Below are 22,580 nucleotides of genomic sequence, written 5' to 3'. Positions count from 1 at the left end.
TACATAGATTGTTCATATTTTAGTTAGGCAACAAAGCCTTACGGCGGATTGCCAAAGCGTTGCAACGTTATCAAAGCAACTTTCTTGCAAAGTGGGCCATGTCAGCGCCGATGGTGCCTACGATAAGAATCCTGTTTATGAAATATTATCAAATTACTTTAAAGGAGCCGCTATAATAATTCCGCCTGATAGTGATGCTGTTTATGATAAAAATAATCATACACAACGTAATGGTAATGTTAAGCAACTAAAAGCATTGGGCCGAATCGCTTGGCAACGAATAAGACAATACGGTTATCGGAATTATTCAGAGTTGGCGATTCAACGCTACAAAAGAATATTGGGTAGTACGTTACATGCTCGAGATTTTGTACGGCAAAAAATCGAATCAATGATCGGTTGTGGTGTGTTAAATAAAATGACACGGCTAGGAATGCCGGCGAGTTATCGTTGCGCCTAAATTTTGAGACACAAACAAAGGCGTGGGGTTAGGCAACAAAGCCCTGTTTATGATAAAAATAATCATACACAACGTAATGGTAATGTTCAGCAAATAAAAGCATTGGGCCGAATGGCCTGGCAAGGAATAAGACAATACGGTTATCGGAATTATTCAGAGTTAGCGATTCAACGCTACAAAAGAATATTGGGTAGTACGTTACATGCTCGAGATTTTGTACGGCAAAAAATCGAATCAATGATCGGTTGTGGTGTGTTAAATAAAATGACACGGCTAGGAATGCCGGCGAGTTATCGTTGCGCCTAAATTTTGCGACACAAACAAAGCCGTGAGGTTAGGCAACAAAGCCGCCTTACATTTTAAGGAACCGTTTTGACAGAACCCAAGAACACGCTTTTTTGGGGTTAGGTACACCCTTAAAACTGCTAAAAAAGTTGGCAGGCCCCTCAAAAATAGGCTTTGAACCGTATTTTTCTGTTTGAGCACTTCCCGATAATTTTTTTGTCAGATCAGCACAAATTTTGCTGCGCTCTGTTAGGTTAAAATAGCGAACTGTAGTTTCAAATTCATGCCTATCCCACATGATCTCTGGGAACTTATCTTTGAGTGCCTCATAAACTACTGTGCGTTGTGATGTGTCGAGAACCTCTAGTACGGTGTTGAGTGAACTCCCATCTTGAATGATGATCGATAATCTATCTTTCATGGTTTCACAAACTGCTGTACGTTGCGCGTTATCGAGCATTTGAAGCATAGCTCCAAGTTCATGCCCATCCCGCATGATCTCTGGGAACTTATCTTTGAGTGCCTCATAAACTACTGTGCGTTGTGATGTGTCGAGAACCTCTAGTACGGTGTTGAGTGAACTCCCATCTTGAATGATGATCGATAATCTATCTTTCATGGTTTCACAAACTGCTGTACGTTGCGCGTTATCGAGCATTTGAAGCATAGCTCCAAGTTCATGCCCATCCCGCATGATCTCTGGGAACTTATCTTTGAGTGCCTCATAAACTACTGTGCGTTGTGATGTGTCGAGAACCTCTAGTACGGTGTTGAGTGAACTCCCATCTTGAATGATGATCGATAATCTATCTTTCATGGTTTCACAAACTGCTGTACGTTGCGCGTTATCGAGCATTTGAAGTATAGCTCCAAGTTCATGCCCATCCCGCATGATCTCTGGGAACTTATCTTTGAGTGCCTCATAAACTACTGTGCGTTGTGATGTGTCGAGAACCTCTAGTACGGTGTTGAGTGAACTCCCATCTTGAATGATGATCGATAATCTATCTTTCATGGTTTCACAAACTGCTGTACGTTGCGCGTTATCGAGCATTTGAAGTATAGCTCCAAGTTCATGCCCATCCCGAATAATCTTTGGTAACTTACCTTTCAGTGCCTCACAAACTACTGTGCGTTGTGATGTGTCGATAGTCTCTAGCATAGATTTAAAGTTATGAGTATTCCAGTTAATTATCGCTAGTCTATCTTTCAGAGCTTCACAAACACTGGTACGTTGTGTTGTATCAAGATCTAGTAATATAGCTTTAAATCCCTCTCCATTCTGTATTATCGGCATGAGTTTACTTTTTAAGCGTTCACACACTGTTAGGCACTGGTGGGCACTGAGAGGTTTCAATAAGTATCCAAATTGATATCCATCTACGATGATCGTCGATAAGCTATCTTGCATGGCTTCGCAAACTGCCGCAATCCTTGTTACATCGAGAACTTGTATCATGGCACGAAATTTATTCAGTGAGTGTCTATTGGAGATAAATCCCTGCAAAGTATTTTTGAGAGATTCTTTTCTTATTAAAATGTCGAATCCATTTAAATAGAATATCGATAAAATATAGTGTTTTTGCTCTTCTTCTATCTTTGCGCTGTTGACTAATCTAGACAGGCAAGAAACATTTATTCTATCTTTATCTAAATGCCGAATATTTCCAAGAAAAATCGTCAAACCTTTGACGACTAATCGAGTTTGCCTTAGGTCTTTTTTGTCTATTTGTAATGCTAAGTCTTCTGCTTGGCCTACACAAACTTGATCCTCTTTTTTGAAATGAAAATATTTTTCTCTCTCAAAATACTCTATTAAAAATGATATGATTTTTGTCCAATCAATATCGATTATAGACCATGATTTTTCATCTATAACAAAGCAGTCATTGTAAGATAGTGTTGGGCGGCAGATAGCCTCTTTAAAGAAGTTTAAAATTTTTTCATAAACTTCTATTTCATAGCCTTCATTTTTTCGACCTAAATACCCCCTTTCAGCAAAAGATGAGATAAATAAGTTTTCTACAATTTTGTAAGGGGTATAGCCCATATTAAAAGATAAAATAATGTTTTTTTCTATCTGATCGTTACTGACATCCCCCCTATAAATATCTTCAATTGCTAAGGAAGAGCGCACTTTTAATCCAATTGTGTTCGCTATTGTATAATATTTTTCATAAGAATGAACATCAGGAGTAGCCGACCTTGCTTTATTTAAAAGATCAATTCGATAGCAATATAATAGTGCAGAAACTGTTTTTGGCGTTACAAAACCTGTAATAAGATCCTGTATGCTATTCATAAACCCTGGAGAGCAGGCTTCAGCCGCCTCTAAAATTTTATTTTTGATTGCTATTTTTTCATCGCCAGAGATGTTGTCACTTTTCAAACGATTATAAATAACCATTAAATATTCAGTTAATTGTTTCTTACTCTTAAATGTTGAATTACTGCCAATGTGTCTATTCAAATTTGTACCGAACATATCAGACATTTCTTCGATGCTGACAGACTGATTGTCTTTTAATTTCTCTAAGACTATTGTTTGAAAATCTAATCTAAAGAAATGTTCTTTGTTCATGCTTGATGGGGTATTAAGTACTGGGAAACCTGGATTCAAAATCAAATCTGTAAAGTTCATAATTAATGTCTCGATGTAGACCCGTTTTACCGGACAGTTTATTATGCCCATCATTCTTCAAGGCTTTGTTGCCTAACTAAAATATGAACAATCTATTTCATTTTTGGTATCTATACTAAAGAATCCACCTTCTTAGAAGGTGGATTTGGTTGGCCCCCTAGAAGGGGGCTGACTTATTCTCAGCACCTGCCAAAAATTAAAACTGTAGTTGATCCTGACTTAATTCTTCCTTTTCCTGAAATTTAACGTATTTCCTAATCATTTCTTGATTCAGCCCCACCGTATCAACACAATATCCTCTAGCCCAAAAATGATTTCCCCAGTAAGGTTTCTTTTTCAGGTTTGGGAATTGGCGAAATACCTGAATAGCCGTTTTTCCTTTTAATACTCCTAACAACTTTGATATCGATTGCTTAGGTGGCATCTTCACCAAAAGATGCACATGGTCAGCTTGAATGTTCAACTCTGTTATTTCACAACCCATCCTACCACAATAAACCTGAAGTGTCTTTTTAATCTCCCGTTTTACTTCACCTTGCAATATCCGGTATCGATATTTAGGAACCCAAACAATGTGATATTCACAACACCAAATCAAACGTGTGATAATCTTTTAAATCTACTCATGGTTTTTACCTCTAAGCTAAGTTATGCGGATAACTCAACTTGAGTACCATGAGTAGACCTAGGTTGACAACGGCTTAGCCTTTGCCCAGGCCACCGCCTAAGGCGGTGGATATATAAAATTGATTATACATAAGGAGCATGATTCCATGGGTAACCCAGCCAAAGCTTCTGGTGAGAACGCTCTTCCCTACCTTGAGGAATTGCTGAATCGCTACGAAACGGTTTTACACCAACACCTTCTCGAAAATCCGGATTTATATCAATGAATCGAGCAACACAAAGAAGCCCCGAATAAAGTGGATCCGCCCGCACCTCTATCAGCATTGAATAGTGCTGATACTCCCATCGATCCACTTCTAAAGTCACCCAATGACACTTTACTACAAGGACCGTTGCGCGGCAAAGGGTTTTGTAAAATCTGAGTCTATGGTGTATTTTATCTGTCAATTTAATGAACTATTGAGTGAGACTACCGTTATGAATTGTCCGCATTGTGATTCGAGTGCTACAAAGGGTTTAAAAAAGCTAACGTCTTTAGGGTATAAACAGTTTGTTTGCAGGGATTGTGGTAAGGAATTTAATCAACGCAGTGTCACAGCGTTGAACTTTATCATGTATCCAACGGATGTGGTTAGGATGGTAGTTCAGTATTATTATCAGTTTAAAGTCAGTCTCCACGATGTAGTTGCGTTAATGGTGATGCGGGGTTTTCATGTAACGCATCAAACAGTTCATAATTGGGTGCATCGTTTTGGTCCGGCGCTTGGAATGAAATTACGGGCAGGCTTTGTTGCCTAACCTCACGGCTTTGTCTGTGTCGCAAAATTTAGGCGCAACGATAACTCGCCGGCATTCCTAGCCGTGTCATTTTATTTAACACACCACAACCGATCATTGATTCGATTTTTTGCCGTACAAAATCTCGAGCATGTAACGTACTACCCAATATTCTTTTGTAGCGTTGAATCGCCAACTCTGAATAATTCCGATAACCGTATTGTCTTATTCGTTGCCAAGCCATTCGGCCCAATGCTTTTAGTTGCTTAACATTACCATTACGTTGTGTATGATTATTTTTATCATAAACAGCATCACTATCAGGCGGAATTATTATAGCGGCTCCTTTAAAGTAATTTGATAATATTTCATAAACAGGATTCTTATCGTAGGCACCATCGGCGCTGACATGGCCCATTTTGCAAGTAAGTTGCTTTGATAACGTTGCAACGCTTTGGCAATCCGCCGTAAAGCGATCCGTTAAATCATTACCATGAATAATATGTTTATTATCAACGGCTATATGCAATTTACGCCAACTCCGTTTGGCTGATAATGTATATTTTTCCTGATGCCATTCACCTCTGCCAAACCGTTTTAACCCAGTGGAGTCAAGGGCGATAGCCACAACGCTTTTAGGCTTTGTTGCCTAACTAAAACATGAACAATCTATGTAATTTTTGCTGTCTATATTATAATCAGCACCCCAGGGTTTTCAAGCAGAAGGCGGTTCATATGCCAAATAAATATCCAAACAAAAAAGGCTGGACGATTCCCAAGCAGAAATACAAGGTGAGCAATTGGCGTGAATATAATAATGCATTACGCAATCGTGCCAATATTGAAATCTGGATATCCGATGATATTATTCATTCGTGGTATGAAAAAGATCGTGTGTATGATGGCAAAGGCGCACCCCAAAAGTTCACGGATCTTGCGATCATTACCTGCCATGAAATTCGGCAAGTTTTTCGTTTAGCGTTGAGGCAATGTCAAGGGTTTATGAATTCAATTTTCAAGATGAAAGCCCTTAATATAAAATCACCGGATTACAGTTGCTTGTCAAAACGGTTAGCGCTTTTAACTATTCAGTCGCCTCGTTACAGGAAAACGGAATCGGCAGATAAAAGCGTGGCTTTGTTGCCTAACTAAAATATGAACAATCTATGTACTTTTTGCTGTCTATATTATAACCAGCACCCCACGATTTTTAAGCAGAGGGCGCCTCATATGCCAAATAAATATCCAAACAAAAAAGGTTGGACGATTCCCAAGCAGAAATACAAGGTGAGCCATTGGCGTGAATATAATCAATTTTATATATCCACCGCCTTAGGCGGTGGATATATAAAATTGATTATAAATTTATCCAAAGTCCAATTTACAGCCCCCCCCTAGAGGGTTATATTTGCTTAATATAGGAGCAGTATTTCCGTCTTCGATAACCAAATTTTTACGCTGCTTTTTAAAATTAAAAATTGATTGCTTCGAGTTAAAACATTTTTTGCGTTCATAGCTAGCTTTGTTCATATTTTCAATACAAGAAGGGAGTTTTTCTTTAATAGCAAGTAAAGCAGTGTTTATGTTATTTAAAATCACTGCTGTTCTTTCAGCGTCTAATTTTTCAGTGCTTTCTTCAATTTTCTTGATTGCTCGAAGATCAGCAAAGCAAGCCAGACTTATATTTTTTTGTAGGTCTTGGGGATCAGTATGAACAATATTGTTCATACATTCATCGTACAAACTACGAACTGGCGCATATATTTTTTTGTAATCACTTCTTAATGCAGCAGGTATCCTATCGTCTTCACATTTCGTGGAGGAATGGAGTACTGTGATAAAAGGACGCAAAATGGAATGCACACCTTTAAGACAGACTGGGCTGGGGTCATTATCAATTTCTACCAGTTTGCTTAAATCCTCTATAGCTTTGTCTAATTTTTGAGGAAGTTCCCTGATTTCAACTAAATTTTCAAAAAAAAATGCATTAAGACTTTCCGGGCTCATAGTTATCTTGTCTGCCGTGTTTTCCATATTTTTTACCTTCTGCCGTCTCTTCGACACATCATGGCTCGTGTCAAAAATCATTGAGTATTATAGCTGGCGAGAAACAAAAATTTTTATCCCTAACCGAATAGACATGCAAATTTCAAAGAATTTTAACAATGCACAACTGATTGTTTTATTCAGAAACAAAATTAAGCCTTTAGTTTCACTAGAAACTTAATTTTGGCTACAAAAAATTAATCCTTTATGAAAAAAGCAACGAACTCTAGGGTATCTTTCTGCACAAAAATTAACTTGTGCTTATTTTTTGAATAATATCCGATAATAGTAAATTATCGGAGAATGTTGATAGAATAAACAAGAAAGAAATAGAAGAGCTATTTTTGAACAAAAAATAACCGTTTGAGCGAAAAGGAACTGTTTGTGCAAATAAATAACAAAAAGGACGTTATTGCTTGTCATTCTGCTGCTGATGATTTGGAGGACGTGTATTACGAACCGGATGTCATCGATCAACAAGCCTCGATGAGTGAGAGTACGCGTCTGGCGTACTATTCTGATCTTCAGGACTTCCTGACAAAAACGGGGAGGGCACTGCCAACGGATGTTGAATGGGTGTTGCAGTATCTCGACACCTGTACCGATCAGGTGAATCCTCGTACTTTGCGACGACGACTCAGCATGATCCGAAAATGGCATCAACTCCATCGTATGCCAGACCCCACCCATGATCTTTCCATTAATTGGACTTTGGATAAATTTATAAAAATAATTAAAAATTGCTTGACATAGAAACCGAAAAAAAATTTTACGTTGTAAACAACGTTTGTTCGAAAAAATAAAATAAGGAACAAACGATGTTAGCGACAGAAAAACTAAAACAATTCCGTACATTCCTCTACAACATCTTCCCCGCGCGACGCGATGCCAATATGAATTTACTCGATGCCCTTTCAAGCCATGGCCATCGCTGCAAAACACCCATAGAATTATGTGAATCGCCATACTTTGAACGTGAATACAGTAGTATTACCGATGCGATTAGCGATGGTTTGTCGGTAGCAAATTGTTGGGATAGCATGATGAAAATACAATATGAACATGTGAGTCATAGCGATGACCGTGTGATCATTATTGCGGATACGACACCACAGTCGCGTCAAAGTGCACACTGTGTTGAAGATCGCCATGTGGTTTACAGCCCTAATCCAGCACCGGGTAACAAACCGATTACCATTGGACATGAATATTCAACGGTATCACTATTGCCCAATGATGGTGCAGCTCAAGAAAAGCATTGGTTAGTTCCACTGGATACGAGGCGCGTTAAAAGCGATGAAAAAGGCAATGTAGTTGGGATGCAGCAAATTAACCGTTGTATTGCAGACTTAGCGCTTACTCATAAATTGGTGGTTAGCGTGGCTGATTCAAAATATGGTACAGAAGCTTGCCGTAAACTGGTTAGCGAAAATCCCAATTGGGTACATCTTTTCCGTTTTAACAGTACCCGTAATGTTTTCGCGCCCGCATCAATAGAAGATAATACCTCAGGAAGTATAAAACGCTATGGTGATGCGATGAAACTAAACGACAGCACGACTCACCGTGAATCCGATGAGATTGTGCAGCAACCCATTACAACCCGCAGTGGCAAAACTTACCAATTGGAGATTAAAATATGGCGTGACCAATTACTGCGTGGTTCAAAGCAATTTAAAGGATATGAGCATCCTGTTACTGTTGTGCAATTGGTTGCGGTTGATGCTAACGGTAAATCTTTATATAAAAATCCACTCTGGTTAGGACTCGCTGGTGAACGACGTAATGAAATCACAGCATTAGAAGCCTATCACTATTACGATAGACGCTATGACATTGAACACTACTTTCGTTTTGGTAAAGACAAACTGTTATTTGACCGATACCAAACACCGGATGTTAAGCACGAAGAAGATTGGTGGCGGATGACAGCATTAGCGTATACGCAACTTTATCTAGCGAGGAATCTTGCCCCGATTTTACCGAAAAAATGGGAGCGGTATTTGCCGAGCTTCCAAGTGGATAACGAAAAACCATCAATAACTGCGACCCCTTCACAAACGCAACGGGGTTTTTCTACGGTGCTTGATACCGTTGGCACGCCTGCTAATCTCTGCAAACCACGCGGTAATCCGCAAGGCAGAACCAAAGGTGATACGCAGGGGAAACGCACGCGACATCCTGCTATTTTCAAAAATAGCAACTCAAAAATTAAAACGATTCAGAGGACTGAAGAAAAGACGCAAAACTCAGACCCTGAAAAAATAGAGGATTTGATTGGGATAGTAAAATCATGGTTGGATAAAATAAATTTTACACCTGAGAAATTCTACGAATTGCTGCAAAAAACAGCTTAAGATTTAGAAACTCACATTTTTTGATTATTGTCCTAACTGGCAAGGGATTTTATTTATCCAAAGTCCAACATTAAAGAAAAAATCACCGCAATCGCACGAACACACGGCACACCGAAAGTGAAAGCGAAAGCCCTGCGTTTGCCCGCGCTGTTGCAGTTAATTGGATATTTAGAGACGCACTCGTCCTTACTATATATAAGGCATAAAGCACTCTTATTGATAGGCTACTTTGGTGCGTTTCGTCGGTCTGAGTTGGTGAACCTGGTATGGGAGTCTATCGATTTTGTACCCGAAGGGATGACGATTCAACTGCCGCGCAGCAAAACCGATCAAAGTGGGGAGGGGTTTGTGTGCGCCATTCCCTTTGGCCCTGATCACTACTGCCCTGTGCGCGCCCTTTTGGAGTGGCGCGATGCGTCAGGAAAGTACGAAGGGTATCTTTTTCGTCAGATCACGAATCAAGGCAAGGTTCTTGAGTCACCTATCTCGTCACACCATTGGAACAGCGAATTAAAACGCCTGGCCCATAACGCTAAGTTGCCCAATGCCGATCAGATTACCAGCCACTCCTTGAGACGCGGTTCTACGACTGAAGCCGCTTGCCGTGGTGCGCCATTAATCACATTAAAGCAACACGGTCGTTGGCGATCGGGTAATTCAGTTTTAGAATACATCGAAGAGGGCAGGCGGTTTAAAGATAGTGCTGCTCAGTTATTATTTGATTTTTAAAGAACCTGTCAATCAGCATTCAAACAGGATTCTCTGCAATTTGATGCCTCGGACGTGAGCTTAATCCGAAGAAATCCAAATTTTTGGAATTTCCCTGTAATTTAATGTTCCCTTAACTATTTTTTATGCCGCTTCCGACATATCATTTTGCAGCGTCAAAAAGAGATTTCAATTTTTCAGGATAAGGCGATGCCGACATGGCAAGATATCAAGACGATAGACACCTATTATCAAGCAAGCAAAGGACCTTTTCGTCAATTTTTTAGAACACGCTCTGAATTCATGCGATGGTTAAGCGTATTGATACAATCGCATGCACCAACAGATCCCCTGACGCAAGAAGATAAGTTTCAGTTGCTACAAAAAATTGTAGTTTATCCCCTAAAGCAGCAAGCTAAGCTGTCTTTCGAGATGGCTATCCGAGTCATGGCACTCTGTATTGCCGGTGAAAAGAACGTCCTCGTGTTTAACGCACTGAAAGTGCTTCATCAAGCAAATCTATTTAATTGGGATGTTTTTGCGCGGATTAGCGCCGATCAAAATGCGTCTGCTTTTGCCGAGGGAATTTTAGGTTCGAAGGAGATCAATGGTAATGCTTGCATTTATTTTTTGTTGGGACAATGGTATGAGCGCGATGGAGCAGGGATTTCTAGCGATTATTCTCGTGCGCTGCGTTTTTATGATCAAGCGGCCGATTTAAAGCATATTCCTGCTTTAATCCATCTCGGTCATTTTTACCAAAGCGATCACCCGGGTATTCCAACAAATGATGAAAAATCATTTCATTATTATTTGCGTGCCGCGAATCTAGGCAGCGAACAAGCCTGGCCTATGTTAATACGATTAGCCAAAGACAATGACGCACGCTGGCACCACTTATCACAAAGCCCCTATAGTTATTTTTTTGAGAAAGAGAGAGTGGCGCTTTTACCTGAAAATACTTCAACACTGTCGTTACAGCATTAGGGATAAACATGCGGGATTTATATGAAGCGTTAGGGATTACAGCCGACTCAACTCAAGAAGCCATTAAACGCGCGTATCGAAATCAGGCACGCCTTTTTCATCCGGATGTCGGTGGAAGCCACGAGCGCATGACGGTAATCAATCAAGCGTACGCCACATTATCGAACCCTGAAGCACGTCGTCAGTTTGATCAGAGGCGCGCGTTTTTTCAGGATGAGTAGACAGCAGCTACTACAAATGACACTACCCATGAACGCCTCAGTGCTTCAGGTGTTCCGTACTCTCAAGCTTTTAAAGCACAACACACTACCTTCGTCCAGCAGTTTTCACAAAAACCGCTCACAGCGCTTGCCGCGCGCCATCATTTTAATCCGTTAGGACCTAACCGTTATCAGCGAACGGTACTAGTGCCGCTTTTTAACACGTTAGCGGCCCACTTAAAAGGAGAAACATCGAGTGTTTCTGGAGAATGTTTGTCAGCGGTCTTGAATATCCTCTCAGACAATCCATCGGGTGAGCAGGATTACCAATTGTTATTAAATGTGATTTATCGGATTGCGCAGTATGCGGTGAGTGTGACGGTACTACCGATGCCGCTACTCAATTTATTTCAACACAAACACTTTCGTCTTTTATTTCAAGATGCGTTACACGACTATTGGTGCGATAACACCTTTATCTTGGATAAAAATATCTTACAGACATTTGATGGACGTGCGCGTACCCACGCTTTTTTAGAGCAGTTAAAAACCACTCTGATAAATCAGAGCACAAACATCAATGACGGATTAAAAAATTTGGTTCTTTAAAAACTCAGTCAACTATTGACTCATATGCTTCTATAATAGAGTTATTCAGAAAGCTTGTTGGAATAATTGATTGAAGGTTTGAAATTTAGATAGAATTGTCCTGAGATTTTTATTTTTTTCTCTAAAAAACTGCTGTATTTCTTCAAAGACTGTACAAAACCGTAATGCGCAAAATATATTCTTGAATCCCTTCATCACACGCATACGTGATTTGATGCCTCGATGGGATTGCTCAATACGATTATTCAAATAGTTATTATCCCGATGGTCGGTATACTCACCAAAGACAGCTTGGATCGCAGGATAAAGGGCGGGCTCTTTATCAGTCGTGATTTGCTCAGGATAAATGCCACTCGTTTTAGCCGCCTGCTTGAAGAAGTTTTCTGCGGCCTGCTGATCTCGTACATCACTTAAATAGACATCGATCAAATCGCCCTTTTCATCAATCGCCCTGTAAAAATAACACCAACGGCCTTCAATACGTAAATAAGTACAATCGACGTGCCAACGGTCATTGGATTTTTGATACCGGCGTGCCCGTAATCTCATCCCAAGCGCCGGACCAAAACGATGCACCCAATTATGAACCGTTTGATGCGTTACATGAAAACCCCGCATCACCATTAACGCAACTACATCGTGGAGACTGACTTTAAACTGATAATAATACTGAACTACCGTCCTAACCACATCCGTTGGATACATGATAAAGTTCAACGCTGTGCCACTGCGTTGATTAAATTGCTTACCACAATCACTGCAAACAAACTGTTTATACCCTAAAGACGTCAGCTTTTTTAAACCCTTTGTAACACTTGAATCACAATGCGGACAATTCATACCGGTAGTCTCACTCAATCGTTCATTAAATGGACGAACAAAATACAGCATAGACTGAGATTTTACAAAACCGATTATTGCCATCCCTGTCAATAATCGACTCGCAATACGCGACAACTTAAATAACCGCGGACGTCCTCCTCACCCGCGCTCCGCGACCTCACGGCTCGACTACGCACGGGCTCTCAACTGACTCGACGCCTCGTAAAGATTTTTTGCAGTCGCTTACGCTCGGCAAAAAATCCCAGCCTGCCGCGGAATACGCGCCTTCGCTTCGCTCTCCATGGCGCGCATCGTATGAGAACCTTTACATTGAATAGAGAGATTTTTTCTTCCCCACATTGTATGCCCGGACATTGTATACGCGCGCTGGTGGATTACATCACGGTTGGCTGTATAATTACAAAGATTTGAAAGTGCTTTTAAGTCTAGATCCACCACAGCCCGAAGTTCACCTTCAGTATACCCTGAAAACTTACTCATTAGCTCGATACGTTTCTCTTTATTTTTTATCTTGTTGCAAAATTCAGGATGCAGCAGGTTAGCAAACAACCGATAAACATCAATCTTTGTTCCATTACAGGAGAGCAGCGACTTTCTCGTGCTCTCACCCGGTGTATGTTTGTTTGTGAAATCGCAATGCGATTTTTTAAAATTAGAATACGTTGAATACAGCACATCTAAAGGGGTTGTTTTATCGTTCGCACAATCTATAAGCTCGTGAAACGCTTTTTTAAAATCACAATACATTTCATGAACAGATTTTTTATATTCATTCATTTGATTGGTCCTTTTTTTCTGTACGGTTTGTTATGCGGCATTCTTCAGCTCCAATTCAACATCCGTCGCTGAAATAAATCTAACAAAAATTCATTAAGCATTTATGGAGCAAGCGTATAATCTGAATTAGTCAGCCATCCAACAACTCTGTCTTGTTTTTCAGTCGAGATAGATATAGTTACAAAAAAAAATTAATACTTTATGAAAAAAAAACAAACTCTAGGGTATCTTTCTGTACAAAAATTAACTTTTGCTTATTTTCTGAGCAATCTCCGATAATGTCCCATTATCGTAACCTATTTTTCCGTGCATTTTTGGGGTGCTCACCCGGTTTTGTAAAATCTCAGTCTATGCTGTATTTTGTTCGTCCATTTAATGAACGATTGAGTGAGACTACCGGTATGAATTGTCCGCATTGTGATTCAAGTGTTACAAAGGGTTTAAAAAAGCTGACGTCTTTAGGGTATAAACAGTTTGTTTGCAGTGATTGTGGTAAGCAATTTAATCAACGCAGTGGCACAGCGTTGAACTTTATCATGTATCCAACGGATGTGGTTAGGACGGTAGTTCAGTATTATTATCAGTTTAAAGTCAGTCTCCACGATGTAGTTGCGTTAATGGTGATGCGGGGTTTTCATGTAACGCATCAAACGGTTCATAATTGGGTGCATCGTTTTGGTCCGGCGCTTGGGATGAGATTACGGGCACGCCGGTATCAAAAATCCAATGACCGTTGGCACGTCGATTGTACTTATTTAACCTGAGTTCTGTATAAGAAAAGGAATAAGTGAATGAAATAATTGAAAAAAAGACCGGAACCGCTAAAATTTAGCTCCAAAATTACAGCTAAATAATGTAACAGGAGTTAATCATGTTGGCACCGGTCACGGAGATTTTTTGTGATATGGATGATTTTTGCAAGGATTATTTGAAAGGTCAATCAAAGTATTTGCTACCGAACCCAGACAGAAAACGAGATCGAGCGATGCAAATGAGCTTGTCTGAAATTGGCACCATCATTGTGTTGTTTCAAATGAGTCACTATCGCACATTTAAGGATTTTTATTGTGGATGTGTTTTACAAGACATGAAGAAGTATTTTCCTACGGCGCTGAGTTACACACGTTTTGTCGCCTGCCAATCAGCAGCGCTAATGATGCTCGCCGCCTATTTGCTTTCGAGAAAGGGCAAACACACGGGATTGTATTATATTGACTCAACTACACTACGCGTATGCCACAATAAACGAATTTATCGAAACAAGGTTTTCAAAGGCATTGCTAAACGCAGTAAAAGCACAATGGGCTGGGTTTACGGCTTTAAACTACATATTGTGATTAATCATCAAGGGGAATTAATCCGTTTTTGTTTAACGAAAGGGAACGTGGATGATCGCGCTGTTGTTAGAAAATTAATGGCTAATTTAAAGGGGTTGGGCGCTGGCGATAAAGGGTATCTTGGAAAAGATCTTGCGGACGATTTGGCAAAACACGATTTAAAATTTGTGACAAAAGTCCGTAAAAATATGAAGAACAAAATGCTTTCTGCATTTGAAAAGTTTTTCCTAAAACAACGTGGCATCGTAGAAACGATTATCGATCAGTTGAAAAACTTGTATCATGTTGAGCATTCGCGTCATCGTAGTCCGATTAATTTTTTAGTCAATACCCTTGCAGCGCTAATTGCCTATTCTTGGCGACCAAACAAACCAGGAATAAAAACCAACAATATAAAGAATAATTTATACGCAGTTATCCAGAACTGAGGTTATTTACGTATTGAAGGCCGTTGGTGTTATTTTTACAGGGCGATTGATGAAAAGGGCGATTTGATCGATGTCTATTTAAGTGATGTACGAGATCAGCAGGCCGCAGAAAACTTCTTCAAGCAGGCGGCTAAAACGAGTGGCATTTATCCTGAGCAAATCACGACTGATAAAGAGCCCGCCCTTTATCCTGCGATCCAAGCTGTCTTTGGTGAGTATACCGACCATCGGGATAATAACTATTTGAATAATCGTATTGAGCAATCCCATCGAGGCATCAAATCACGTATGCGTGTGATGAAGGGATTCAAGAATATATTTTGCGCATTACGGTTTTGTACAGTCTTTGAAGAAATACAGCAGTTTTTTAGAGAAAAAAATAAAAATCTCAGGACAATTCTATCTAAATTTCAAACCTTCAATCAATTATTCCAACAAGCTTTCTGAATAACTCTATTATAGAAGCATATGAGTCAATAGTTGACTGAGTTTTTAAAGAACCTCACAGGCTATGACCACGCCATGTGGGTTTTAGTCGTCGTTAGCGCCCTGGGTTTGCTGACGGGGTTGCTGTTACGTCGAAAAAACAATTCTTAAGGCCATCTCTTGAAATCTATTTTCAGCTAATTAAATAGCATTTCAATTGTGGCAAAGAGAAGGGGGCCGTGTTTTCGGGCGTTAGTGCCAGGATCGCACTAAGCAGCTACGGATGGCGCCTCCCGAAAACACGGCCCTCTTCTCGTATTGGCAAGCAATTGAAATCGATAAAATTGTTTTATAGTTTTAAAACAATTTCAAGAGATGCTCTTAATCCCTTCCTCTTCCGAGGGTGCTCTGGTATAATGAATTCCCGTTTTTAGTTGAAAACGGGAATTCCCATGACACGTTATATTTTTATCACTGGCGGTGTGGTTTCTTCATTAGGAAAAGGCATCACTTCGGCTTCGTTGGGCGCTATTCTGGAAGCAGAAGGCCTTAATGTTACTCTTATAAAACTCGATCCCTACATTAATGTTGACCCGGGCACGATGAGTCCCTTTCAGCATGGTGAGGTGTTTGTGACCGAAGACGGTGCTGAAACCGATTTAGACCTCGGTCATTACGAGCGTTTTGTCCGTGCCACCATGTCGAAGAAAAATAATTTTACGACAGGGCGCGTTTATGCGGATGTGATTCGTAAAGAACGCCATGGTGATTATTTGGGGGCAACGGTGCAGGTCATTCCGCACATTACGGACGAAATAAAACACAAAATTAAAGAAGGTGCTGATGATGTCGATGTGGCACTGGTTGAAATTGGTGGTACCGTTGGTGACATTGAGTCACTGCCGTTTTTAGAAGCGATTCGTCAAATGCGTATTGAACTGGGTGCGCAGCAGGCGTTATTTATTCATCTGACATTAGTGCCCTATATTGCTGCATCGGGCGAGATCAAAACAAAGCCTACACAGCATTCTGTTAAAGAATTGCGTTCAATAGGTATCCAGCCTGACATTTTGGTGTGTCGTTCGGTGCGGCCGTTACCGGAAACAGAGCGTTCTAAAATTGCATTATTCACAAACGTCGCCGTTCCTGACGTAATTTCTTTATTAGATGCTGAGAGTATTTATGAAATCCCAATTATTTTGCATCAGCAAGGTTTAGATAATCGTGTTTGTGAAAAATTAGGTTTGCCGTTGGTGAAACCTGACTTAAGTGACTGGCAACAAGTCGTTGAGTCTCATAAAAATCCACAACATGAAGTCAAAATTGCCATGGTGGGTAAATATATTAATTTAGAGGATTCGTACAAATCATTAAGTGAAGCCTTAATTCATGCGGGCATTAAAAGAAATGCGCGGGTCAATATTGAATATATTGATTCGGAAGCCCTTGAATTGCACGGCCAAGATTTATTAAAAGGGGTGGATGCAATACTAGTGCCAGGTGGTTTTGGCGTGCGCGGCATCGAAGGGAAAATACTTGCTGCACGATATGCGCGAGAAAATGGTATCCCTTATTTGGGTATTTGCTTAGGGATGCAAATAGCGATTATTGAATATGCACGACATAAAGCGAATCTGATCAATGCTAATAGCACGGAATTTGATCCAGACACACCCTATCCGATCATTGCACTAGTGAGCGAATGGGTGGAAGAAGATGGCCAAGTGCAAAAGCGCAAAAAAGGCGACGACTTAGGGGGTACAATGCGTTTAGGCGGTCAACCTTGCCGATTAAAGTCGGGCAGTATTGCGCATAAATTATATGACAAAGACACGGTAGTTGAACGACATCGTCATCGGTATGAGGTTAATAATGAATTGATCGGTCGGCTGGAAAAAGCGGGGCTTGTGGTATCTGGACGATCAATCGATGGACGTTTGGTGGAGATGATGGAGCTGCCCGATCACCCTTGGTTTTTAGGCTGTCAGTTCCATCCAGAATTTACTTCGGCACCGCGGGAGGGGCATCCGCTATTTACAGGCTTTATAAAGGCCGCTCTTGCGCAGGCTAAAGTGAAATCGGTGCTGTCGAGTCATTAGCATTTGGCTTAAAATGGGCTATATTTATAGGATGAGAAACGGGAGGGAACCATGAGACTATTGAAATCACTGCTTCAATCACTTGTGCTCGTTGTGAGTTTTCTTGCGTTGATAACCACTTATGCAGGATTAGAGCCTGCTACGCAATTGGCATTTCAATCCAAGAACATTCCGGGCATTGGTAAGGTGTATCAAATTGCTACCATGGAAGGGTCTATTTACATAGCAGCGGGCAAGCCTACGATATCCGGCTTGAGACAGCTTAGAAAACTCAAAATAAAAACGTATATTAATTTATTGCCACAAAACGAAGCGTTATCTTTTGACGAAGCTACTACAGCGAAAAAATTGGGTATGAAATACATTCATATTCCGGTGGATTTGGCTAACTTTAATGTTGAGACAATTAAGCAGTTTAATAAAGCTATTTATCCGCCTAAAGGCTATCCCATTTTTATTCATTGCAAAACGGGTAATCGAGCTGCGATGATGATAGCGTTTAACAACATCACCGAATTTCATGCCGCTCCAAAAGCTGCAATCGATGAGGCTAAAAATTATGGACTTACAAGCCCTGAAGTCGCGCGCTTTATCGAAAAGACAGTGAAGCAGTTTAACCTAGGAAAAACTAATAGCTAATCAGTGCGTCTGTAATTTGGACTTTGGATAAATTTATAAAAATAATTAAAAATTGCTTGACATAGAAACCGAAAAAAAATTTTACGTTGTAAACAACGTTTGTTCGAAAAAATAAAATAAGGAACAAACGATGTTAGCGACAGAAAAACTAAAACAATTCCGTACATTCCTCTACAACATCTTCCCCGCGCGACGCGATGCCAATATGAATTTACTCGATGCCCTTTCAAGCCATGGCCATCGCTGCAAAACACCTATAGAATTATGTGAATCGCCATACTTTGAACGTGAATACAGTAGTATTACCGATGCGATTAGCGATGGTTTGTCGGTAGCAAATTGTTGGGATAGCATGATGAAAATACAATATGAACATGTGAGTCATAGCGATGACCGTGTGATCATTATTGCGGATACGACACCACAGTCGCGTCAAAGTGCACACTGTGTTGAAGATCGCCATGTGGTTTACAGCCCTAATCCAGCACCGGGTAACAAACCGATTACCATTGGACATGAATATTCAACGGTATCACTATTGCCCAATGATTTGGACTTTGGATAAATTTATAAAAATAATTAAAAATTGCTTGACATAGAAACCGAAAAAAAATTTTACGTTGTAAACAACGTTTGTTCGAAAAAATAAAATAAGGAACAAACGATGTTAGCGACAGAAAAACTAAAACAATTCCGTACATTCCTCTACAACATCTTCCCCGCGCGACGCGATGCCAATATGAATTTACTCGATGCCCTTTCAAGCCATGGCCATCGCTGCAAAACACCCATAGAATTATGTGAATCGCCATACTTTGAACGTGAATACAGTAGTATTACCGATGCGATTAGCGATGGTTTGTCGGTAGCAAATTGTTGGGATAGCATGATGAAAATACAATATGAACATGTGAGTCATAGCGATGACCGTGTGATCATTATTGCGGATACGACACCACAGTCGCGTCAAAGTGCACACTGTGTTGAAGATCGCCATGTGGTTTACAGCCCTAATCCAGCACCGGGTAACAAACCGATTACCATTGGACATGAATATTCAACGGTATCACTATTGCCCAATGATGGTGCAGCTCAAGAAAAGCATTGGTTAGTTCCACTGGATACGAGGCGCGTTAAAAGCGATGAAAAAGGCAATGTAGTTGGGATGCAGCAAATTAACCGTTGTATTGCAGACTTAGCGCTTACTCATAAATTGGTGGTTAGCGTGGCTGATTCAAAATATGGTACAGAAGCTTGCCGTAAACTGGTTAGCGAAAATCCCAATTGGGTACATCTTTTCCGTTTTAACAGTACCCGTAATGTTTTCGCGCCCGCATCAATAGAAGATAATACCTCAGGAAGTATAAAACGCTATGGTGATGCGATGAAACTAAACGACAGCACGACTCACCGTGAATCCGATGAGATTGTGCAGCAACCCATTACAACCCGCAGTGGCAAAACTTACCAATTGGAGATTAAAATATGGCGTGACCAATTACTGCGTGGTTCAAAGCAATTTAAAGGATATGAGCATCCTGTTACTGTTGTGCAATTGGTTGCGGTTGATGCTAACGGTAAATCTTTATATAAAAATCCACTCTGGTTAGGACTCGCTGGTGAACGACGTAATGAAATCACAGCATTAGAAGCCTATCACTATTACGATAGACGCTATGACATTGAACACTACTTTCGTTTTGGTAAAGACAAACTGTTATTTGACCGATACCAAACACCGGATGTTAAGCACGAAGAAGATTGGTGGCGGATGACAGCATTAGCGTATACGCAACTTTATCTAGCGAGGAATCTTGCCCCGATTTTACCGAAAAAATGGGAGCGGTATTTGCCGAGCTTCCAAGTGGATAACGAAAAACCATCAATAACTGCGACCCCTTCACAAACGCAACGGGGTTTTTCTACGGTGCTTGATACCGTTGGCACGCCTGCTAATCTCTGCAAACCACGCGGTAATCCGCAAGGCAGAACCAAAGGTGATACGCAGGGGAAACGCACGCGACATCCTGCTATTTTCAAAAATAGCAACTCAAAAATTAAAACGATTCAGAGGACTGAAGAAAAGACGCAAAACTCAGACCCTGAAAAAATAGAGGATTTGATTGGGATAGTAAAATCATGGTTGGATAAAATAAATTTTACACCTGAGAAATTCTACGAATTGCTGCAAAAAACAGCTTAAGATTTAGAAACTCACATTTTTTGATTATTGTCCTAACTGGCAAGGGATTTTATTTATCCAAAGTCCAATATAATAGAGTTATTCAGAAAGCTTGTTGGAATAATTGATTGAAAGTTTGAAATTTAGATAGAATTGTCCTGAGATTTTTATTTTTTTCTCTAAAAAACTGCTGTATTTCTTCAAAGACTGTACAAAACCGTAATGCGCAAAATATATTCTTGAATCCCTTCATCACACGCATACGTGATTTGATGCCTCGATGGGATTGCTCAATACGATTATTCAAATAGTTATTATCCCGATGGTCGGTATACTCACCAAAGACAGCTTGGATCGCAGGATAAAGGGCGGGCTCTTTATCAGTCGTGATTTGCTCAGGATAAATGCCACTCGTTTTAGCCGCCTGCTTGAAGAAGTTTTCTGCGGCCTGCTGATCTCGTACATCACTTAAATAGACATCGATCAAATCGCCCTTTTCATCAATCGCCCTGTAAAAATAACACCAACGGCCTTCAATACGTAAATAAGTACAATCGACGTGCCAACGGTCATTGGATTTTTGATACCGGCGTGCCCGTAATCTCATCCCAAGCGCCGGACCAAAACGATGCACCCAATTATGAACCGTTTGATGCGTTACATGAAAACCCCGCATCACCATTAACGCAACTACATCGTGGAGACTGACTTTAAACTGATAATAATACTGAACTACCGTCCTAACCACATCCGTTGGATACATGATAAAGTTCAACGCTGTGCCACTGCGTTGATTAAATTGCTTACCACAATCACTGCAAACAAACTGTTTATACCCTAAAGACGTCAGCTTTTTTAAACCCTTTGTAACACTTGAATCACAATGCGGACAATTCATACCGGTAGTCTCACTCAATCGTTCATTAAATGGACGAACAAAATACAGCATAGACTGAGATTTTACAAAACCGCATTTCAATTGCGGCAGAGAGGTTGGGGTTACTGTTTTGCGGGCTTAAGTACCATGGACGTACTTAGCAGCCAAGGAGGGCGATTCCCGAAAAGCAGTAACCCCAATCGCGTAAGCCAAGCAATTGAAATTCAAAGCATGACGAGGCTCGTTTTTCGCGGAAAATCACCCACAAACGGCGCTCCACATACCGAGGGCGCGTACTTACCAATAAAAACTCGTGAATAACTCCATACTTAATAGTAAAATACCCGCAAATGAACGCACACCAACACAATCACCATGACCACCACCATCAGCATGGTCGCAGCGCCTCTCACAAGGTACTCATGCTTGCCATTGTGCTAACCTTAGGCTTTGCTGGCATTGAGGCCATCGGTGGCTGGTGGGCTAGATCACTTACCCTACTAGGGGATGCTGGCCACATGGCCTCCGACTCGGTTACCCTCACCATTGCAGCCATCGCAGCCTGGGTAGCACTAAGACCCCCTTCAAGTAAGCATACTTACGGTCTCGGTCGGGCCGAAGTACTCGCAGCTTGGGTCAGCAGTGTCATCATGCTCGTTATTTCTGTGGCAGTTGTTGTCGAAGCCATTCGTCGACTTCATACACCAATGCAGGTCAACGGTATTCCCGTTATGGTCATCGCTGCAATCGGCGTTGCCATTAATCTCTTAGTCGCATGGCTGCTAACACGCAGCGAACGAACCTTAAACGTTCAAGCAGCACTTCTTCATGTCTTAGGTGACCTACTGGGTTCACTTGCGGCCTTCACATCGGGTGTTATTATTTATTTTACAGGCTGGCTGCGTATCGATCCTATCTTATCCATTTTCATCGGTATCCTTATCATGATATCGAGTTTACGCTTGTTGCGCGAAACGATGACAGTATTAATGGAAGGCGTGCCTCAACATCTCAACATTCGCCAAGTGTCTCAGCACCTCTCACAACTGGATGGAGTAAAAGCAATTCACGATCTTCACATTTGGACATTATCTTCTGGTAAAATAGCACTTTCGGCTCATGTGGATGTCAAAAACATCACGATGTGGGAAAACGTATTTTCTGAGATGAAAATGGTTTTGAAATCAGAATACAATATTAATCATATTACCTTACAACCCGAACAAAACATTACGGACTGTGAGGCATGCACGAATCGGAATCTTTCTTGATGGA

General features: G+C 40.7%; 24 protein-coding genes and 2 pseudogenes. 19 read left to right on the top strand and 7 right to left on the bottom strand.

The window, feature by feature from the left end:
- The first annotated feature begins 91 nt into the window (after positions 1–91).
- Together ACJMKR_RS02115 and ACJMKR_RS02110 are read left to right on the top strand one after the other, a co-directional pair.
- Complete coding sequence (locus tag ACJMKR_RS02115; protein WP_423063571.1) at positions 92–460, top strand: hypothetical protein; 369 nt, start codon at positions 92–94, stop codon at positions 458–460.
- A gap of 63 nt (positions 461–523) precedes the next feature.
- A pseudogene (locus tag ACJMKR_RS02110) lies at positions 524–766 on the top strand (IS5-like element ISLlo3 family transposase); the annotation flags it as partial.
- A gap of 46 nt (positions 767–812) precedes the next feature.
- Here the strand turns inward: ACJMKR_RS02110 and ACJMKR_RS02105 are convergent.
- Entirely contained in the window at positions 813–3,386 is a 2,574-nt protein-coding gene (locus tag ACJMKR_RS02105) for a hypothetical protein (protein ID WP_423063570.1), read from the bottom strand.
- A 196-nt stretch (positions 3,387–3,582) separates the two neighbouring features.
- Positions 3,583–4,013, bottom strand: a pseudogene (gene tnpA / locus ACJMKR_RS02100) (IS200/IS605 family transposase).
- Between the two features lie 369 nt (positions 4,014–4,382).
- On the opposite strand from tnpA, the gene ACJMKR_RS02095 reads away from it, so the two are divergent.
- Entirely contained in the window at positions 4,383–4,811 is a 429-nt protein-coding gene (locus tag ACJMKR_RS02095; RefSeq protein ID WP_423063569.1) for a hypothetical protein, read from the top strand.
- A 28-nt stretch (positions 4,812–4,839) separates the two neighbouring features.
- Here ACJMKR_RS02095 and ACJMKR_RS02090 read toward each other — a convergent pair whose 3' ends face one another.
- On the bottom strand, positions 4,840–5,418 hold the full coding sequence (locus ACJMKR_RS02090) for an IS5 family transposase (protein WP_423063568.1): 579 nt from the start codon (positions 5,416–5,418) through the stop codon (positions 4,840–4,842).
- 107 nt (positions 5,419–5,525) lie between these two features.
- On the opposite strand from ACJMKR_RS02090, the gene ACJMKR_RS02085 reads away from it, so the two are divergent.
- Both ACJMKR_RS02085 and ACJMKR_RS02080 read left to right on the top strand, forming a co-directional pair.
- Positions 5,526–5,942, top strand: a complete 417-nt coding sequence (locus tag ACJMKR_RS02085) for a transposase (protein ID WP_423063567.1) — start codon at positions 5,526–5,528, stop codon at positions 5,940–5,942.
- 78 nt (positions 5,943–6,020) lie between these two features.
- Entirely contained in the window at positions 6,021–6,188 is a 168-nt protein-coding gene (locus ACJMKR_RS02080; RefSeq protein ID WP_423063566.1) for a hypothetical protein, read from the top strand.
- Here ACJMKR_RS02080 and ACJMKR_RS02075 read toward each other — a convergent pair.
- Positions 6,156–6,824: a hypothetical protein gene (locus ACJMKR_RS02075; protein WP_423063565.1), complete on the bottom strand. Its 669-nt coding sequence runs from the start codon at positions 6,822–6,824 to the stop codon at positions 6,156–6,158. The genes ACJMKR_RS02080 and ACJMKR_RS02075 overlap by 33 nt on opposite strands.
- A 396-nt stretch (positions 6,825–7,220) precedes the next feature.
- Between ACJMKR_RS02075 and ACJMKR_RS02070 the strand changes: the two genes are divergently transcribed.
- From ACJMKR_RS02070 to ACJMKR_RS02045, 6 genes are all read left to right on the top strand, one after another.
- Entirely contained in the window at positions 7,221–7,589 is a 369-nt protein-coding gene (locus ACJMKR_RS02070; RefSeq protein WP_423063564.1) for a site-specific integrase, read from the top strand.
- A gap of 65 nt (positions 7,590–7,654) precedes the next feature.
- A complete protein-coding gene (locus ACJMKR_RS02065; RefSeq protein WP_423062300.1) occupies positions 7,655–9,193 on the top strand; it encodes a transposase in 1,539 nt (512 codons plus the stop codon).
- Between the two features lie 117 nt (positions 9,194–9,310).
- On the top strand, positions 9,311–9,922 hold the full coding sequence (locus tag ACJMKR_RS02060) for a site-specific integrase (RefSeq protein ID WP_423063563.1): 612 nt from the start codon (positions 9,311–9,313) through the stop codon (positions 9,920–9,922).
- A 189-nt stretch (positions 9,923–10,111) separates the two neighbouring features.
- Positions 10,112–10,888, top strand: coding sequence for a tetratricopeptide repeat protein (locus ACJMKR_RS02055; protein ID WP_423063562.1), 777 nt, complete (start codon positions 10,112–10,114; stop codon positions 10,886–10,888).
- A gap of 8 nt (positions 10,889–10,896) precedes the next feature.
- Positions 10,897–11,109 carry a DnaJ domain-containing protein gene (locus tag ACJMKR_RS02050; RefSeq protein WP_423063561.1) on the top strand — a complete coding sequence of 71 codons (213 nt, stop codon included), beginning with the start codon at positions 10,897–10,899 and terminating at the stop codon, positions 11,107–11,109.
- A gap of 186 nt (positions 11,110–11,295) precedes the next feature.
- Positions 11,296–11,697: a hypothetical protein gene (locus ACJMKR_RS02045; protein ID WP_423063560.1), complete on the top strand. Its 402-nt coding sequence runs from the start codon at positions 11,296–11,298 to the stop codon at positions 11,695–11,697.
- Between the two features lie 45 nt (positions 11,698–11,742).
- Here ACJMKR_RS02045 and ACJMKR_RS02040 read toward each other — a convergent pair whose 3' ends face one another.
- Entirely contained in the window at positions 11,743–12,621 is an 879-nt protein-coding gene (locus ACJMKR_RS02040; RefSeq protein WP_423063559.1) for an IS6 family transposase, read from the bottom strand.
- Between the two features lie 141 nt (positions 12,622–12,762).
- Positions 12,763–13,317 (bottom strand): hypothetical protein, encoded by a 555-nt coding sequence (locus ACJMKR_RS02035; RefSeq protein WP_423063558.1) that lies wholly within the window; start codon positions 13,315–13,317, stop codon positions 12,763–12,765.
- 350 nt (positions 13,318–13,667) lie between these two features.
- Between ACJMKR_RS02035 and ACJMKR_RS02030 the strand changes: the two genes are divergently transcribed.
- The 7 genes from ACJMKR_RS02030 to ACJMKR_RS02000 all read left to right on the top strand — a co-directional run bounded on the left by ACJMKR_RS02030 (position 13,668) and on the right by ACJMKR_RS02000 (position 20,449).
- On the top strand, positions 13,668–14,081 hold the full coding sequence (locus tag ACJMKR_RS02030) for a hypothetical protein (protein WP_423063557.1): 414 nt from the start codon (positions 13,668–13,670) through the stop codon (positions 14,079–14,081).
- Positions 14,082–14,188: 107 nt separating this feature from the next.
- A complete protein-coding gene (locus ACJMKR_RS02025) occupies positions 14,189–15,082 on the top strand; it encodes an IS982 family transposase (RefSeq protein ID WP_423062298.1) in 894 nt (297 codons plus the stop codon).
- Between the two features lie 63 nt (positions 15,083–15,145).
- Positions 15,146–15,529 (top strand): DDE-type integrase/transposase/recombinase, encoded by a 384-nt coding sequence (locus ACJMKR_RS02020; RefSeq protein WP_423063556.1) that lies wholly within the window; start codon positions 15,146–15,148, stop codon positions 15,527–15,529.
- A 431-nt stretch (positions 15,530–15,960) separates the two neighbouring features.
- Positions 15,961–17,607 carry a CTP synthase gene (locus ACJMKR_RS02015; RefSeq protein ID WP_423063555.1) on the top strand — a complete coding sequence of 549 codons (1,647 nt, stop codon included), beginning with the start codon at positions 15,961–15,963 and terminating at the stop codon, positions 17,605–17,607.
- Positions 17,608–17,658: 51 nt separating this feature from the next.
- On the top strand, positions 17,659–18,246 hold the full coding sequence (locus tag ACJMKR_RS02010; protein ID WP_423063554.1) for a fused DSP-PTPase phosphatase/NAD kinase-like protein: 588 nt from the start codon (positions 17,659–17,661) through the stop codon (positions 18,244–18,246).
- A gap of 130 nt (positions 18,247–18,376) precedes the next feature.
- The gene (locus tag ACJMKR_RS02005) at positions 18,377–18,811 is read left to right on the top strand and encodes a transposase (protein WP_423063553.1); all 435 of its coding nucleotides are present in this window, start codon (positions 18,377–18,379) and stop codon (positions 18,809–18,811) included.
- A 99-nt stretch (positions 18,812–18,910) separates the two neighbouring features.
- Positions 18,911–20,449 (top strand): transposase, encoded by a 1,539-nt coding sequence (locus tag ACJMKR_RS02000; protein ID WP_423062300.1) that lies wholly within the window; start codon positions 18,911–18,913, stop codon positions 20,447–20,449.
- 82 nt (positions 20,450–20,531) lie between these two features.
- On the opposite strand, the gene ACJMKR_RS01995 is transcribed toward ACJMKR_RS02000, so the two are convergent.
- Positions 20,532–21,377: an IS6 family transposase gene (locus tag ACJMKR_RS01995; protein WP_423063426.1), complete on the bottom strand. Its 846-nt coding sequence runs from the start codon at positions 21,375–21,377 to the stop codon at positions 20,532–20,534.
- Between the two features lie 350 nt (positions 21,378–21,727).
- On the opposite strand from ACJMKR_RS01995, the gene ACJMKR_RS01990 reads away from it, so the two are divergent.
- The gene (locus tag ACJMKR_RS01990) at positions 21,728–22,576 is read left to right on the top strand and encodes a cation diffusion facilitator family transporter (protein WP_423063552.1); all 849 of its coding nucleotides are present in this window, start codon (positions 21,728–21,730) and stop codon (positions 22,574–22,576) included.
- The last annotated feature ends 4 nt before the right edge of the window (positions 22,577–22,580 follow it).

Source organism: Candidiatus Paracoxiella cheracis (assembly GCF_049348705.1).
Lineage (GTDB): Bacteria > Pseudomonadota > Gammaproteobacteria > Coxiellales > Coxiellaceae > Paracoxiella > Paracoxiella cheracis.
This window is presented reverse-complemented; position numbering and strand designations above follow the sequence as displayed.